Source organism: Cronobacter dublinensis subsp. dublinensis LMG 23823, from assembly GCF_001277235.1.
In the GTDB taxonomy this organism is placed as follows: Bacteria; Pseudomonadota; Gammaproteobacteria; order Enterobacterales; family Enterobacteriaceae; genus Cronobacter; species Cronobacter dublinensis.
Genome location: NZ_CP012266.1, coordinates 1648327 through 1662574, shown reverse-complemented (window position 1 = coordinate 1662574; position 14248 = coordinate 1648327). Strand labels below are relative to the sequence as shown.

15 protein-coding genes are annotated in these 14248 nt (G+C 55.8%); 11 read left to right on the top strand and 4 right to left on the bottom strand.

The window, feature by feature from the left end; translation table 11 throughout:
* The first annotated feature begins 8 nt into the window (after positions 1 to 8).
* From rutC to rutG, 5 genes are read left to right on the top strand one after another with little or no spacing between them, the layout of a single operon-like run.
* The gene (gene rutC / locus AFK67_RS07575) at positions 9 to 407 is read left to right on the top strand and encodes a pyrimidine utilization protein C (protein ID WP_007726498.1); all 399 of its coding nucleotides are present in this window, start codon (positions 9 to 11) and stop codon (positions 405 to 407) included.
* Positions 407 to 1210: a pyrimidine utilization protein D gene (gene rutD / locus AFK67_RS07570; protein WP_038883891.1), complete on the top strand. Its 804-nt coding sequence runs from the start codon at positions 407 to 409 to the stop codon at positions 1208 to 1210. Before rutC ends, rutD begins: the two co-directional genes overlap by 1 nt.
* Positions 1207 to 1797 (top strand): malonic semialdehyde reductase, encoded by a 591-nt coding sequence (locus tag AFK67_RS07565; protein ID WP_007726494.1) that lies wholly within the window; start codon positions 1207 to 1209, stop codon positions 1795 to 1797. Before rutD ends, AFK67_RS07565 begins: the two co-directional genes overlap by 4 nt.
* Before the next feature lie 9 nt (positions 1798 to 1806).
* Positions 1807 to 2307, top strand: a complete 501-nt coding sequence (gene rutF / locus AFK67_RS07560) for an NADH-dependent FMN reductase RutF (RefSeq protein ID WP_007726492.1) — start codon at positions 1807 to 1809, stop codon at positions 2305 to 2307.
* A gap of 17 nt (positions 2308 to 2324) precedes the next feature.
* Positions 2325 to 3659 carry a pyrimidine utilization transport protein G gene (gene rutG / locus AFK67_RS07555; RefSeq protein WP_038883894.1) on the top strand — a complete coding sequence of 445 codons (1335 nt, stop codon included), beginning with the start codon at positions 2325 to 2327 and terminating at the stop codon, positions 3657 to 3659.
* Positions 3660 to 3746: 87 nt separating this feature from the next.
* On the opposite strand, the gene AFK67_RS07550 is transcribed toward rutG, so the two are convergent.
* A complete protein-coding gene (locus AFK67_RS07550; protein WP_032981312.1) occupies positions 3747 to 3920 on the bottom strand; it encodes a con-10 family general stress protein in 174 nt (57 codons plus the stop codon).
* A gap of 401 nt (positions 3921 to 4321) precedes the next feature.
* Between AFK67_RS07550 and wrbA the strand changes: the two genes are divergently transcribed.
* Together wrbA and AFK67_RS07540 are read left to right on the top strand one after the other, a co-directional pair.
* On the top strand, positions 4322 to 4918 hold the full coding sequence (gene wrbA, locus AFK67_RS07545) for an NAD(P)H:quinone oxidoreductase (RefSeq protein ID WP_007726490.1): 597 nt from the start codon (positions 4322 to 4324) through the stop codon (positions 4916 to 4918).
* A 25-nt stretch (positions 4919 to 4943) separates the two neighbouring features.
* A complete protein-coding gene (locus AFK67_RS07540; RefSeq protein ID WP_007726489.1) occupies positions 4944 to 5171 on the top strand; it encodes a YccJ family protein in 228 nt (75 codons plus the stop codon).
* A 71-nt stretch (positions 5172 to 5242) separates the two neighbouring features.
* On the opposite strand, the gene AFK67_RS07535 is transcribed toward AFK67_RS07540, so the two are convergent.
* Positions 5243 to 6940, bottom strand: coding sequence for an aryl-sulfate sulfotransferase (locus AFK67_RS07535; protein WP_007726487.1), 1698 nt, complete (start codon positions 6938 to 6940; stop codon positions 5243 to 5245).
* Positions 6941 to 7440: 500 nt separating this feature from the next.
* On the opposite strand from AFK67_RS07535, the gene AFK67_RS07530 reads away from it, so the two are divergent.
* From AFK67_RS07530 to AFK67_RS07515, 4 genes are all read left to right on the top strand, one after another.
* Positions 7441 to 8196, top strand: a complete 756-nt coding sequence (locus AFK67_RS07530; RefSeq protein WP_038883896.1) for an outer membrane protein OmpK — start codon at positions 7441 to 7443, stop codon at positions 8194 to 8196.
* Between the two features lie 56 nt (positions 8197 to 8252).
* A complete protein-coding gene (locus AFK67_RS07525; RefSeq protein WP_407639270.1) occupies positions 8253 to 9725 on the top strand; it encodes a sulfatase family protein in 1473 nt (490 codons plus the stop codon).
* An 84-nt stretch (positions 9726 to 9809) separates the two neighbouring features.
* Complete coding sequence (locus AFK67_RS07520; protein WP_162140667.1) at positions 9810 to 11009, top strand: anaerobic sulfatase maturase; 1200 nt, start codon at positions 9810 to 9812, stop codon at positions 11007 to 11009.
* Entirely contained in the window at positions 10994 to 12292 is a 1299-nt protein-coding gene (locus AFK67_RS07515) for an IS1/IS1595 family N-terminal zinc-binding domain-containing protein (RefSeq protein WP_007726480.1), read from the top strand. The genes AFK67_RS07520 and AFK67_RS07515 overlap by 16 nt, the downstream gene beginning before the upstream one ends.
* A gap of 131 nt (positions 12293 to 12423) precedes the next feature.
* On the opposite strand, the gene AFK67_RS07510 is transcribed toward AFK67_RS07515, so the two are convergent.
* Positions 12424 to 13755, bottom strand: coding sequence for a VasL domain-containing protein (locus AFK67_RS07510; RefSeq protein WP_038883899.1), 1332 nt, complete (start codon positions 13753 to 13755; stop codon positions 12424 to 12426).
* A 23-nt stretch (positions 13756 to 13778) separates the two neighbouring features.
* Positions 13779 to 14234 (bottom strand): type VI secretion system baseplate subunit TssE, encoded by a 456-nt coding sequence (tssE, locus tag AFK67_RS07505; protein WP_038883900.1) that lies wholly within the window; start codon positions 14232 to 14234, stop codon positions 13779 to 13781.
* Between the last annotated feature and the right edge of the window lie 14 nt (positions 14235 to 14248).

Sequence of the window (14248 nt, the reverse complement as noted above, 5' to 3'; positions counted from 1 at the left end):
GAATGTTTATGCCCAAACAGGTGATTATTCCGCCCGGCACCACGACCCCCATCGCGCCGTTCGTGCCCGGCACGCTGGCGGACGGCGTGGTCTATGTCTCCGGCACGCTGCCTTTTGATAAGGCCAACAATGTGGTGTACCCCGGCGACCCAAAGGCGCAAACCCGCCATGTCCTGGAGACGATACGGAACGTTATCGAAACCGCGGGCGGGACGATGGAGGACGTGACGTTCAACTCGATTTTTATTACCGACTGGAAAAACTACGCCGCGATTAATGAAATTTACGCGGAATTTTTCCCCGGCGATAAACCCGCCCGCTTCTGCATTCAGTGCGGCCTGGTGAAGCCGGAGGCGCTGGTGGAAATCGCGAGCGTGGCCCATATCGGGCCTGCGGGAGGCGCGTGATGAAACTGCGGCTCGGCGAGGCGCCCTACCCCGGCGCGCCTGTGGTGGTGATGATTGCCGGTCTCGGCGGGCTTGGCGGCTACTGGCTCGCGCAGCAGAGCGCGCTCGGCCAGGCGTACCAGACCGTGGTGTATGACCAGCGCGGCACCGGCGAAAACCCTGACGTGCTGCCCGAAGGCTATACGCTTGCCGATATGGCGCGGGAGCTTCACCAGGCGCTGGTTATCCACGGCGTGCGGCGCTACGCGGTGCTCGGCCACGCGCTTGGCGGGCTGGTCGGCATGGAGCTGGCGCTGGCGTTCCCTGAGGCGGTCAGCGCGCTGGTTACCGTCAACGGCTGGCTGTCGCTGAGCGCCTGGACCCGCCGCTGCTTCGAGACCCGCGAACGGTTGCTGCTGGACAGCGGCCCGGCGGCTTATGTTGCCGCGCAGCCGCTGTTTCTCTACCCGCCCGCGTGGGCTGAAGAAAACCAGCCGCGCCTTGAAGTCGAAGAGGCGCTGCATAACGCGCATTTTCAGGGCACCGAAAATCTGCTGCGCAGGCTCTGGGCGCTGAAAAGCGCCGATTACCGTGAGAGCGCCGCCCGTATCACTACGCCGGTACAGCTTATCTGCGCCCGCGACGACCTGCTGGTGCCGTGGACCTGCTCGCAGGCGCTGCAGGCGGCACTTCCCCACAGTCGCTTGTCGGTGATGGAGACCGGCGCCCACGCCTGCAACGTCGCGGCAGCGCCTCTTTTTAATTCCCTGCTGTTAGCCGGGCTCGCGGCGCTGATCCCCGAGCCTCACAAGGAGACCGTATGAGCGAAGCTCTGAGCGCCTGCGCGCTCGCCACGTTATTTACCGATGCCCGCACCCACAGCGCCTGGCTCGACGCGCCGGTGAGCGACGAGCAGTTGCGCGACATTTACGACATGGTGCGGCTCGGCCCGACCTCCGCCAACTGCTCGCCCGGACGGCTGCTGTTCGTCAAAACGCCGGACGCGAAAGCGCGCCTGCTACCGGCGCTTTCCAGCGGCAACGTCGAGAAAACGCTGCGCGCGCCGGTGACCGCCATCGTCGCCTGGGACCACGAATTTTACGAGGCGCTGCCGCAGCTCTTTCCCTATGCCGACGCCCGCGCCTGGTTTACCTCAAGCCCGGCGGTGGCTGAAGAGACGGCGTTTCGCAACAGCTCGCTGCAGGCGGGGTATCTGATCATGGCCTGTCGCGCGCTCGGGCTCGACACCGGCCCGATGTCCGGTTTTGACCGCGCGGCGGTGGACGCAGAATTCTTCAGCGGTACGACCTGGAAAAGCAATCTGCTTATCAATATCGGCTATGGCGACGCCGCAACGCTGCATCCGCGCCTGCCACGGCTCAGCTTTGACGACGCGTGCGCGATCGTTTAAGGAGGCGTTATGAGTGAACAACAGGCTTTTCGCGATGCGATGTCGCGACTCGGGGCGGCGGTGAATATCGTCACGACCGACGGCCCTGCGGGGATCGCGGGCTTTACCGCCTCGGCGGTGTGCAGCGTGACGGACAGCCCGCCGACGCTGCTGGTATGTCTTAACCGCAACGCCTCGGTCTGGCCGGTGTTTCAGGCCAACGGGCAGCTGTGCGTCAATACGCTCGCCGCCGGGCATGAGGCGCTCTCGGGGCTGTTCGGCGGCAAAACCCCGATGGAGGCGCGCTTCGCCGCGGCCCGCTGGCGACGAGGCGTGACGGGCTGCCCGCAGCTCGAAGGCGCGGTGGTGTCATTCGACTGCCGCGTGGAACAGGTGGTGCCGGTTTCGACCCACGATGTGCTGCTGTGCCGCGTGCTGGACATCGCACGCACCGACGATACGCACGGTCTGGTCTGGTTTGACCGCTGCTATCACTCCCTGGCGCGGCCCGTCTGCGGGCTCGCCTCTTAGCTCCACAGGAGATACACATGGCCAATTCCTGGTTTCCTCACTGGCGTAAAGCTGCCGGCCCCGCCGGCGGCGTAGTGGCTCCCGATGAAACGCTCTCTACCGGCCAGACGCTGGTAATGGGCGTGCAGCACGCGGTGGCGATGTTTGGCGCGACGGTGTTAATGCCTCTCCTGATGGGGCTTGATCCGAATCTGTCGATTCTGATGTCCGGCATCGGCACTTTGCTGTTTTTCGTGATAACCGGCGGCCGGGTGCCGAGCTACCTCGGCTCCAGCGCCGCGTTCGTCGGCGTGGTGATCGCCGCGACCGGCTTCAGCGGCCAGGGGCTGAACCCGAATATGAGCGTGGCGCTCGGCGGCATTATCGCCTGTGGCCTGCTCTACACGCTTATCGGCGTGGTGGTGATGAAATCGGGCACGCGCTGGATTGAACGGCTGATGCCGCCGGTGGTGACCGGCGCGGTGGTGATGGCGATTGGGCTTAATCTCGCGCCGATTGCGGTCAAGGGCGTCTCCGCGAGCGCTTTCGACGGCTGGATGGCGGTGATGACGGTACTGTGCATTGGTCTGGTAGCGGTATTTACGCGCGGCATGGTGCAGCGGCTGCTGATTCTGATGGGGCTGCTAGCCGCCTGGGCGTTGTATGCCCTGTTCACCAATGTACTGGGCCTCGGCACGCCGGTCGATTTCACGCCGGTGGCGCAGGCCGCGTGGTTCGGGCTGCCGCACTTCGCCGCGCCGATGTTTAACGTGCAGGCGATCATGCTGATTGCGCCGGTAGCGGTCATTCTGGTCGCGGAAAACCTCGGGCACCTGAAAGCGGTGGCGGGCATGACCGGGCGCAATATGGACCCGTATATGGGACGCGCATTTGTCGGCGACGGGCTCGCGACAATGCTCTCCGGCGCGGTGGGCGGTAGCGGCGTTACCACGTATGCCGAGAATATCGGCGTGATGGCGGTGACGAAGGTCTACTCAACGCTGGTGTTCGTGGCGGCGGCGATGATAGCGCTCCTGCTCGGCTTCTCGCCGAAATTCGGGGCGCTTATTCATACCATTCCAGGGCCGGTGATTGGCGGCGCGTCGATTGTGGTCTTCGGGCTGATTGCGGTGGCGGGCGCGCGCATCTGGGTGCAGAACCATGTGGATCTCAGCCAGAACGGCAACCTGATTATGGTCGCCGTGACGCTGGTGCTTGGCGCAGGTGATTTTGCACTGACGATCGGCGGCTTTACGCTTGGCGGCATCGGTACAGCAACCTTCGGGGCTATCGCGTTAAACGCCCTGCTAAGCCGCCGTCAGAGCGCGCCGGATGCGGCGCTCACGCCACATAAACCGCCCTCGCAGGCATAAAAAAACCGCCGGGGGCGACCGGCGGTCAGAGGGTGGTTATTAACCTGCATGTTCAGCTACGGCGGTTAATAACGGTCATGCGAGGCGCTAACTACGTCCGCCGCCATGACTGTTTTTACCCCCTTTTTTCCCAGCTTCGGAAGCGCGTTGCGGGTCATTTTTGAAGTTCCCGCCGCTCTGCTGGCCACCTTTACGACCTGCTTCTGATGCTCTGTCACGATCTTCTGCGAAATTACCTGAACCACCACGATGGTTTGCCATTTCTGACCTCCAGATTGTGCGAATCATTAGACATCATACTGCATTCAGTAAAAGAGGATTCTTTCACCTCACGGCGTCTGGCCTTAGCCGTTATCGTTGCCGCGTGATTCAAAGCTTAGCCAGGGCGGCGTGCTTTGCCACTTTCTGGAAACATTTAGCAACATCAATCTGGCGTTTCGGCGAGGAATCTGGCGAAGCGATTAATAAAGTATTCTTATGATTGAAAAATTCTGCCGCTCTGAAAATGTGACCTGATACTACAAATGGCGCTGTTACAGGTAAATTCTTATTTCTTAAGGTTTTTCGCCTCGTCATTTGCACTCTGCGTATGGACGCATATCCTTTATGAATGAGCGCAGCGATACAGGCTGTGGGCAAACACTGATACAGGAGCAAGGCTGATGGCGAAAGTTCTGGTGCTTTATTATTCCATGTACGGGCATGTCGAAACGCTGGCGCACGCGGTGGCCGAGGGCGTTGAAAAGGTTCAGGGCGCGGAAGTGACTATTAAGCGCGTTCCGGAAACCATGCAGGCGGAAGCCTTCACTAAAGCCGGCGGCAAAGCGCAGGACACCCCGGTCGCCACTCCGCAGGAGCTCGCGGATTACGACGCCATTATCGTTGGCACTCCGACCCGTTTTGGCAATATGTCCGGCCAGATGCGTACTTTCTTCGACCAGACGGGCGGCCTGTGGGCCTCCGGCGCGCTGTACGGCAAACTGGCGAGCGTCTTTAGCTCAACCGGCACCGGCGGCGGTCAGGAACACACCATTTCTTCTACATGGACTACCCTTGCTCATCATGGAATGATCATTGTGCCTATCGGTTATGGGGCGCAGGAGCTGTTTGATATTTCCACGGTACGCGGCGGCACGCCTTACGGCGCGACCACAATCGCAGGCGGCGACGGCTCGCGCCAGCCAAGCCAGGAAGAACTGGCTATCGCCCGCTATCAGGGCGAATACGTGGCGGGCCTCGCCGTCAAAATGAAAGGCTAACCCACTTACTTCACTGGAGGAAATCATGCCGACACAAGAATCGAAATCCCATCACGTGGGAGAATGGGCCAGCCTGCGTAATACGTCGCCTGAAATCGCCGAAGCGATTTTCGAAGTGGCCGACTATGACGAGGTGATGGCCGAGAAAATCTGGGAAGAAGGCAGCGATGAAGTGCTTATCCGGGCCTTTAAGAAAACCGATGCGGATTCGCTCTTCTGGGGCGAACAGACTATCGAACGTAAAAACGTCTGACCCCTCCGGCCCTCTGTTTGCGCAGAGGGCTGCGCTGTTAACGCTGCGCCAAACGCAGCGTTACATTTCGCTTAACCAAATAGCGGTAACTTGTAAGCTCTGAAACAAGTGATGTTGTAACGGAACATGGTCGGATCATCGTTCTTACTTCGTGCTAACCCTGAGCCGATCGTGATATCAAGCAGAATATTGCCTTGCTCGTCGAGCTCCCTCAGCGGTAGTTTTCCTTCGGCGCTGTCATCCCAGACACCGTAATCCACGTCGCTGTAGCCCGGATCGCATGTCATGGTAAGACCGGTACCATCGAAAGTGGCTCCGCCATAGCAAACCACCAGATTACCGTTCGGCATAATCTGCTTCGCTCCGCATAAACTACTATAACCTTCAGGCCCGGAATAATATTCGCTCAGCTTCTGCACCGTCCTGGCGTTAATATCGATACGATAATTACTTACGCGGCTCTGGTTTTTCCATGGTTCAACGCTCTTATTGTCGGTACTCGCACGGTAATTACCGTTATTGAACACTGAAATATCAATCAGGCCAGTGTTACCATTAGGGATTTCGAGAACATTATGTTGCCCCCAGTTCCAGAAAGATAAATTCGCGGCAGCCACTTGCTGCGGGTCGCTGAAATCATAGAGCGGGTTATTTTGACTATCTACCGGCGTCAGCAGGTAATTGGTAAATGCTGAGGACCAGTCTTCATGAGTCCCCATAATGAAGACCAGTTCCGCTGTATCTGCATTAACACCAAAAATAGCGCTCTGATTGCGCCCGGAAGTAACAAGAATATTATTGGTTTCATTGATATAGGACTGATTCACATGAAGCCAGTCTATAGTACCGTCGGTGGAGGGGGGATTAGAAGGGCGTGTGATACGAGCAGGATCGAGCACTTTCACCATATCGTAATAGCGAATTTCTAAGCCGGTTGTAAGGTCGATGACAGAAACACCATCCTCGATGCTTTTACCACCATCGGGTCGAGTACCGGGCGCATATTCAGATGCCCCCACCAGCAAACCATTACTCTGCTGATACAATGAATGATGCAAAGCAGTATCGAGTTTATAAACCGTATGGACTCGCCCTACCATATCAAACTCATACATTTCCAGATAGTTATTCTGGGCGATAGCGGACGACAAAAAATTACCATTTGCGATATGTAGCAAATTATTTGACGGCATATCTTTAGTAGTAAACCATCGAATATTGGCCTCATAGTCAAGGGCGATGTTATTGCGATCGAAGCAGGACACAAAATAAACGCCCTCAGCAAGGAGAGAAGGATCGGTTACCGGTGTTTTTAGAGTCACTTGCGGAAAAAGGTTGTGCCCATTGGGGTTCTGAGCATCACCAGGTGGAAGCGGCGCTGTAAGTACTGGCCAGCTTGTCGTACCCGACGTCGACGTTAAGCTAATGATGTTCACTGTATCTGCAACAAGGCCTGAAACTGGAACCAGGTTCGGACCAGTAACAATATTCTGTTGAAAAGTGAGTAAAGGAACGCTGCCACTTTCATCGGTCACTGTCATTTGCACCGAGCCCGCCTCGTTAGCCCACAGACCGACATAAAGACTCAGGGGTGCAGTACCATAAGGATTTAAGGTTAGCACGGCATTGCTCTGGGTGTTTTCTGACGTTATCTGAGCCATTAACGTCGCATAAATACTGTTATGATTTAATACAGTTGCATTTGTTGTATCAATTCCTTGATTGACAGGCGGACGAGGAAGGGGCAGAAAATTAATGTTACCAGCCATAATAAACTCCTTATTGATAATAACGCTCATGACAAAACTAACGCAGCTCACCCATTGTTATAACGGGCATGATCGTTCTCACTCATAAATAACTCACTGCGCACATAATAAGCATTCAGGAAAACTATCAGTCCAGGTATATATACGCTATTGAGATACTGCAGATGAAGGAGATTTTTATTCATTCTTGTAACTGGAACCGTTACTCTCCCCACAAAAACGAAAAGCCCCGGAAAATAAGAAAATGCATTGCTGCCAGGCAAAGCAGCAATCAAAATAATTAAGCAATGAATGGCAAGCCCGTAACCTTTTCAATGACATATCAGTTTAAAAACAACATTTCCTGACACTCTCTCGCTTATAAATCAGCCCTTACTTTCACTTGTGATTTTTATCACAAACACAATACTCGTTACTCTTTATGATTTCTTGCAGGTGCTTATCGGTAAAACAAGGACGTTTATAGAATGATATTAGGAATAATACGCAGGTTTATAGGCATGTTAGTTCCATTTACCACATTGCTTATTTTATTATATGCCAGCCATGCAAACGCATTGAACCTTGAACTCAAAAACGCTTTCGGATCCCTGAATGCAGGATATGCAGACTGGAACAGTGGGTTTGAAAATACCCACCGTGGCGAGGTATGGAAACTGACCGCTGATTTTGGCGCCATTTTTGATAAAGGCGAATTTTACTCCTTTTATGAAAATAATGTGCTTAACCACGACATTTCCGGCCAGAACTATGTGTTGTCTGCCCAGACACATATTCGGCTGTTCAGCTCCGATGTGAGTCTGATGGGAAAACTTTACGGCCAGTTTGATAATACCTGGGGCGATGATCTGGATATGATGTATGGCCTGGGCTACCTGGGCTTAAGCGGTAAATGGGGATTTTTTAAACCTTACCTCGCCTTTCATAATCAATCTTCAGATTATCACTCCCAGCGACTCGGCGGCAGAAGCGCCAGCGGGCGCAATGGCTATGTCGCAGGCTGGACGGCCGCGTATTTCTTCTCGTTGTGGGAAGAGTCGTTTGTGTTGTCGGACTGGCATGAATTTGAATTCGATCGTAACGACGCCTATGCAGAGCAGCAGCATGGCGCTAACGGCATTAATGGCGGTTTAACGCTGACATGGAAGTTTTATCCGCATCTTAAAGCGAGCGTCACCTGGCGCTATTTCCAAAACAAGCTGGGGTATGACGGTTTCGGCGATCAGATGATTTATACGCTGGGCTATGAATTTTGATTTTTAATAAGGAAAACATCATGCAAAAGCGAATGCTGACAAGCCTGGTGAGCCTGATGCTGGCCGCCAGCGCCGGAGCGCAATCTCCTGCCCCGACACCGGGCTCTGACACCACGGCTAAACGGCCTAACGTCGTTATTATTATGGCGGACGATCTTGGTTACGGTGATACCGGCATTTATGGGCATCCGATTGTTAAAACCCCCAATATCGACAGCCTGGCGCAGCAGGGTATGCGCTTTACGGAATATTACGCCCCGGCGCCGCTCTGTTCGCCTTCGCGGGCGGGTTTATTAACGGGGCGCACGCCGTTTCGTACCGGGATTCGTTCCTGGATCCCTTCCGGTGGAAAAAATGTGGCGCTGGGCCGTAATGAAAAAACGATCGCCAGCTATTTAAAAGAACAGGGCTATGACACGGCAATGATGGGCAAGCTCCATTTAAATGCGGGCGCTGATCGCACCGATCAGCCGCAGGCCAAAGATATGGGTTTTGATTATTCTCTGGTGAACGCAGCAGGCTTTGTCACAAGCGATCTCGATAAAGTAAAAACGCGCCCGCGCTATGGCGTGGTATACCCCAACGGTTTTTATCGCAACGGTCAACCCATCGGCACGGTTAAACAGATGAGCGGTGAACTGGTCAGCAGCGAGGCGATTCACTGGCTCGACAGTCGCAAAGACAATAAACCGTTTTTCTTATACGTCGCGTTTACCGAAGTTCATACACCGCTCGCCTCCCCGCAAAAATATCTCGATATGTACAAAAGCTATATGTCGGAATATGAACGCCAGCATCAGGATCTCTTTTATGCCGACTGGGCTGATAAACCCTGGCGGGGCACGGGTGAATATTACGCGAATATCAGTTATCTCGATGAACAGGTCGGCAAAGTGGTCGCCAAAATTAAGGCAATGGGCGAAGAGGATAATACCATTATCCTTTTTACCAGCGACAATGGGCCGGTCACGCGGGAAGCGCGCAAATGGTATGAGTTAAATATGGCAGGCGAAACCAGCGGATTACGGGGCCGGAAGGATAATCTTTGGGAGGGCGGTATCCGCGTACCGGCCATTATTAAATACGGGAGTCACATTAAAGCGGGCACGGTGTCCGACTCGCCCGTTACCGGGCTCGACGTGCTGCCGACGCTTGCTGACATGCTGCATTTTCCTTTGCCAACCGATCGCGTTATCGATGGCGAATCCATCAGGCCCATACTGGAAGGGAAAACGCTCACGCGTCAAAAACCGCTTATCTGGTCAATTGATATGCCTTTTCAGGATGAGCCGACGGATATGTGGGCCATCCGGGAAGGTGACTGGAAAATGATTTTCGACCGTAACGCTAAACCGAAATATCTTTATAACCTGAAAATGGATACTGGCGAGGTGAATAACCTGCTCGGCAAACAACCGGACCTTGAGAAACAACTCATTGCAGATTTTACGTGCTATAAAAACGATATCGATAACGATTCGCTGATGCGCGCCCGTGGAGAAAAACCTGAGCCGGTGGACTGGAATTAAGGTTCACTGCAGAGGTTTTACCCACCTGCTCTGCGGCGTGTTGGTTCACAAACGCCGCAGAGCTTTCCTGTGAGAGAAAATACGGTGATAAAGAAAAGCTGCCATGTCATGGTCAAGCCGGTGGGCGCGGCCTGTAATCTCAACTGTGATTACTGCTTTTATCTGGAAAAAGCGCAGATTTATCCGGAGCGCCAACAAAAATGTATGGATGACGCGACACTTGCGTTATTTGTTGAACAACATATTAACGCGCAGCAGACCGACGAAGTGATATTCGCCTGGCAAGGCGGTGAGCCAACCCTTGCCGGTCTCGATTTCTATCAGCGCGTCGTTGCTTTACAGGAAAAATATTCCTGCGGAAAACGGATAATCAATACGCTGCAAACCAACGGGCTGTTACTCAATGACGCGTGGGGCCGCTTTTTAAGCAAACATCATTTTTTGGTCGGTATTTCCATTGATGGCGATGCAGAGTTGCACGACGCATGGCGTAAAACCCGCGCCGGGAAACCGACGCACGACCGCGTGGAAAACGCAGTTCGTCTGCTTATAAAGCACCATATTGAATTCAATACCCTGACGGTCGTGAACACTATTAATGTTCACCATCCGCTGCGCGTGTATGACTATCTTCGCAGCATCGGCAGTCGCGATATGCAGTTTATTCCTCTGCTGGAGCGTCACGCTTCGGCAGGCGAAAATCGCGTTCTGGTGCCCCCTGATGACCAGGGAGACGCCGCCATTGCGCCCTGGTCAGTACCCGGTGATGCCTTCGGTGTCTTTTTAAAAACGATTTTTTACACCTGGATACGACGGGATATCGGCGACATCAGCATTCAGCTTTTTGATCAGGCGTTCGCCGCCTGGTGCGGCCTGCCTGCGCAAATTTGCGTTTTCGCAGAGCGCTGCGGCAGCGCGCTGGCGATGGAAATGAACGGTGATGTGTATCAGTGCGACCATTATGTCTGGCCCCGCTATAAACTCGGGAATATCCACTCCACCCCGCTTGCCACTATCCGTGACGGCGATGCAAACCAGGCTTTTTCACGCGCGAAAGCACACGCTATGGCGGCTGAATGCCACCGTTGCTCTTTCCAGTTTGCCTGTTACGGCGGCTGCCCGAAACACCGAATCCTGCCCTCTGCGGATGGAAAGCTAAACCGCAACTGGTTTTGTGAGGGGTATCAGGCATTTTTCAGTTACATCAACCCTTATATGCTGATGTTGAAAACGCTTTCGCAAAGCGGACGCTCCCCGGCGGATATTAAATGGCTGATCGCCTGAATGTCTCGACAAGGCAGTCTGCCGCGCTTTTTAGCACCAGCAATGTGAACGCCTGTAAGACGTTTGGCTGCCAGAATTTTGGTGTTCTGGGCAGTCCTTCTTATTTGCAGCGCGGCGAAAACATCCTCTGTCAGGCGTGTGGTTTTCCCTTTCCGGTGATTAGCGCAGCCGCGCTGAATGCATTTAAGGCCGAAGTAAACAGAAACTATCAGGGGGTGATCCGGGCCTGTCCGCACTGCGGGCGTCGCGATAGCCTAATCCGTAACGGCTATGCCGAAAATGGACGACAGCGTCTGCTTTGTACAAGCTGTCGCTCTACATTTGTCTGGTACGAAAAAGCGCACGTGGCTCCTCACCTTTTACCACTCGCGCAGTTGATTCGCACAGGCGGGCTGCTGCGCGACTTTCGCGCAGCCTGTGGGTTCAGCAATAAAACTTTCGGACGTGCGCTTCATCAACTGGCTTTTGCCGCCCGCATTGCATCTTCCTCGGCTTACGTCTGCTCCCTGGATCCGATTTTCGCGACCGCCACCTTTACGCTGGGCTTTAATCACTCGGCTAACCGCCTTTACGTAGTGGTGACTGCCGAGAAAGCGAGCCAGCAAGTTATCGCGCTGACCACCAACTATGCGCCGCCCGGCGCAGCCATCCCGGAAAATTACCGTTATCACGCTGATAAAGAAGAACGGCTTGATAACCAAAACCCTGTCGCCAGGATTTTCGTAAAAGACCGGCAGATAAAGCAGCGCGATCTTCTTTTCGATACCCGTTATGGGGCTGCGCGCTTAAAAGTTAACGATGCCGGCACTATGGTTAAGCCGGTACTTGCCGCTTACCGCCATTTTGAAGTCGTTAAATCGCTGACCGACAGTGCCGCGTTGTATACCCGCCATTATCTTGAGCATGAATGTTTCCTCTATGGCGGTTGCCTGATGGCAAATCGGGAGGAGATCCTGAGCGGTCATTGCCATATCGCCTTTGTTCACGAAGAAGGAAAACGCGTACCCCAGCGGCGGTATCGCTCTGAAGTGATTGCGTCCGATATTATCTGGAACGATATCTGCCGCACATTCTCTCAACCCGACTACCAAATGGCGGTATGCAGTCTGACCGGCGCGCAGCGTCTCAGTGAATTACGCGACGCCACGCTTCAGCCTGCGCGGCGTTTTATCGATTTTGTGTATCGCCACCCTTTTTACCCGCAGCTGGTACGCCTTTCCCCGGCGAACGTCAACGCGGCGCTGGAATGTCTGGCGGCGCAATACAACCAGACACGAGGGTAATGCCGCTCCGTGATGACGTCGTCACTGCGTCATATAGCGGCGTCTTCACGCGCTGAACAGACACAAAAAGTAAGTATTGCGCGACGGTTTTATTGCCTGCTGCGCCTTTTCCTGCACGTCCGTACCGCGTGTCAGCGCGTGTGGGTGTCTGGCGCGTCAGGCGTCAACAACACATAGCGCCAGAGTAGCTGGTTCAGACGGCTTTCAGCCTCAACGCGCAGCGCTTCAGGAACCGCGCCCTGCTGACGCTGCGCGGCCATGCGGCGCAGCAGCTCCTCGGCAGGCGGCGTCGCGTCAAAAGCCTGGCGGATAGCAAATACCATCGTTTTCAGCTCGCTGCCTGTCAGGTACCTGCCGCGCCGCTCATCCAGCGCGTTAAGCCGCGCGGCAAGCTGGTCGAGCTGCGTCATACCCTGCTGCCAGCCGTCCAGATTTTGCAGCGGCATCGCGGCCGCGCGAATCTGCTGACGCCAGAAAAGGGCGAGCGCCTGCGCCTGTGGATTTTGCGGCCACAGCGCGTCCACCTGGCGCACCAGTTCCCCCCCGTAGCGAATATTACGATCCGGCGGCAGACGCGAGAGCCAGCCGAGGCGCTGGCGCGTTAACTCAATAACGCTTTGCGCTGTCAGTTCCCGCGCGTGTTCCGGCGCGAGTGCAGCGCCGGACGCCACCTGCGGCCACGCGTCCAGCGACGCCGCGACCTGCGCCGCAAGCGGGTCGGGCCGCTCGCAGGCCTGCCAGCCGAGCAGCGCGCCGCCGCCTGCCACCAGCATGGTCAACATGCCTGCGATAAAGGGTTTCCAGCGGGCGGTTTTTACGCCGTGCCGCGATACCTCAGGCAACGCGGGCACGGTGGCAACGTAGACCCGCCGCGCATCGTCGGGAGGCGCGTCGCCCTGCGTCGTCACGGCATCCGCTGCCAGAGCGCCGCTATCCCCCGCCTTACTCTCCAGCCGCGCCGCAGCCTGCTGTAGCTGCGCCCGCAGCGCATCCAGCTGGCTCATATGCTTAAGCTCAAGGCGCGCCAGCACCGCGATAATGGCCGCAAGATGCTGCTCCGCCTGGTACAGCGCGCCGAGATCCGCATAGCGTAACGACAGGGTGCGCAGCGTCTGCTGCACACGTTGGCTGAAGTTGCTTAAAATCTCCATACGCGCATGCACCGGCTGCGGCCACAGGCTGCTCCACTGGTGCGCGAGAAGCGCCGCCAGAATCGCCAGCCCCTCGTTGAGGCCGGGCAACCCCAGCAGACGCAGGCGGGCCTGGGTATACCAGAGCGCAGTTTGCAGCTCAACGCCGTTGCGCTCAAAAAGCGAGAGCGATAACTGCTCGACCCGCCGCCAGTCGACATCCGGGCGCGCCGGATGGGTGAGTTTGCCGAGCTCTTCGCGCAGCGCGGCGTAATCCGGCAGCAGGCGCGGATCGCCGCCGGTTTTCAGATGACGTTCAGAAGGCGCGTTCATGAGATCCCTGTCGGAAAAGCCGCTCAGAGGGCGGCGCGGTTATCCATTAACTGCTGTTGTTTAAGATGGCGGATAAGTACCCGCCCTTCGGGCATAAATTCCGTGCCGTAGCGTACCAGCCCGACGCCTTTCAGCTCGGCGTCAATGGCGTAGCGCAGCTCGCCAGGCGTGGTCTGCGCCAGCAACACGACGTTCAGGCGCCTGAGCCGCGGCTCATATTTCAGCAGCACCGCAGAGAGCGCGCTGATGAGTTCATGCGCCGTGCCGGGCATCCCCTGGAGAATCTTGGCCATATCCGGCAGGCCGTAATCCGGCAGATGCTTAAGGCTACCGGCGCGGGTGTTGAGGATGCGCTGCATGTTGTCGAGCACCGACAGGATGACCTGGTTTTCCTCGCTGACGTCATGCAGCGCCAGGCCTCCCGCGAAATTGCCGTAGAGGATGTCGTAGAGTGACGGGGCGTAATGGCTTTCGGGCATCGCGTTCTCCTTCC

Coding starts and splice junctions, on each gene's coding strand:
- rutF (WP_007726492.1), top strand. CDS start 1,807: ATGAGTGAACAACAGGCTTTTCGCGATGCGATGTCGCGACTCGGGGCG.
- rutG (WP_038883894.1), top strand. CDS start 2,325: ATGGCCAATTCCTGGTTTCCTCACTGGCGTAAAGCTGCCGGCCCCGCC.
- AFK67_RS07540 (WP_007726489.1), top strand. CDS start 4,944: ATGCCGACACAAGAATCGAAATCCCATCACGTGGGAGAATGGGCCAGC.
- AFK67_RS07525 (WP_407639270.1), top strand. CDS start 8,253: ATGCTGGCCGCCAGCGCCGGAGCGCAATCTCCTGCCCCGACACCGGGC.
- AFK67_RS07535 (WP_007726487.1), bottom strand. CDS start 6,940: ATGGCTGGTAACATTAATTTTCTGCCCCTTCCTCGTCCGCCTGTCAAT.
- AFK67_RS07530 (WP_038883896.1), top strand. CDS start 7,441: ATGTTAGTTCCATTTACCACATTGCTTATTTTATTATATGCCAGCCAT.
- tssE (WP_038883900.1), bottom strand. CDS start 14,234: ATGCCCGAAAGCCATTACGCCCCGTCACTCTACGACATCCTCTACGGC.
- AFK67_RS07510 (WP_038883899.1), bottom strand. CDS start 13,755: ATGAACGCGCCTTCTGAACGTCATCTGAAAACCGGCGGCGATCCGCGC.
- wrbA (WP_007726490.1), top strand. CDS start 4,322: ATGGCGAAAGTTCTGGTGCTTTATTATTCCATGTACGGGCATGTCGAA.
- AFK67_RS07515 (WP_007726480.1), top strand. CDS start 10,994: ATGGCTGATCGCCTGAATGTCTCGACAAGGCAGTCTGCCGCGCTTTTT.
- rutC (WP_007726498.1), top strand. CDS start 9: ATGCCCAAACAGGTGATTATTCCGCCCGGCACCACGACCCCCATCGCG.
- rutD (WP_038883891.1), top strand. CDS start 407: ATGAAACTGCGGCTCGGCGAGGCGCCCTACCCCGGCGCGCCTGTGGTG.
- AFK67_RS07565 (WP_007726494.1), top strand. CDS start 1,207: ATGAGCGAAGCTCTGAGCGCCTGCGCGCTCGCCACGTTATTTACCGAT.
- AFK67_RS07550 (WP_032981312.1), bottom strand. CDS start 3,920: ATGGCAAACCATCGTGGTGGTTCAGGTAATTTCGCAGAAGATCGTGAC.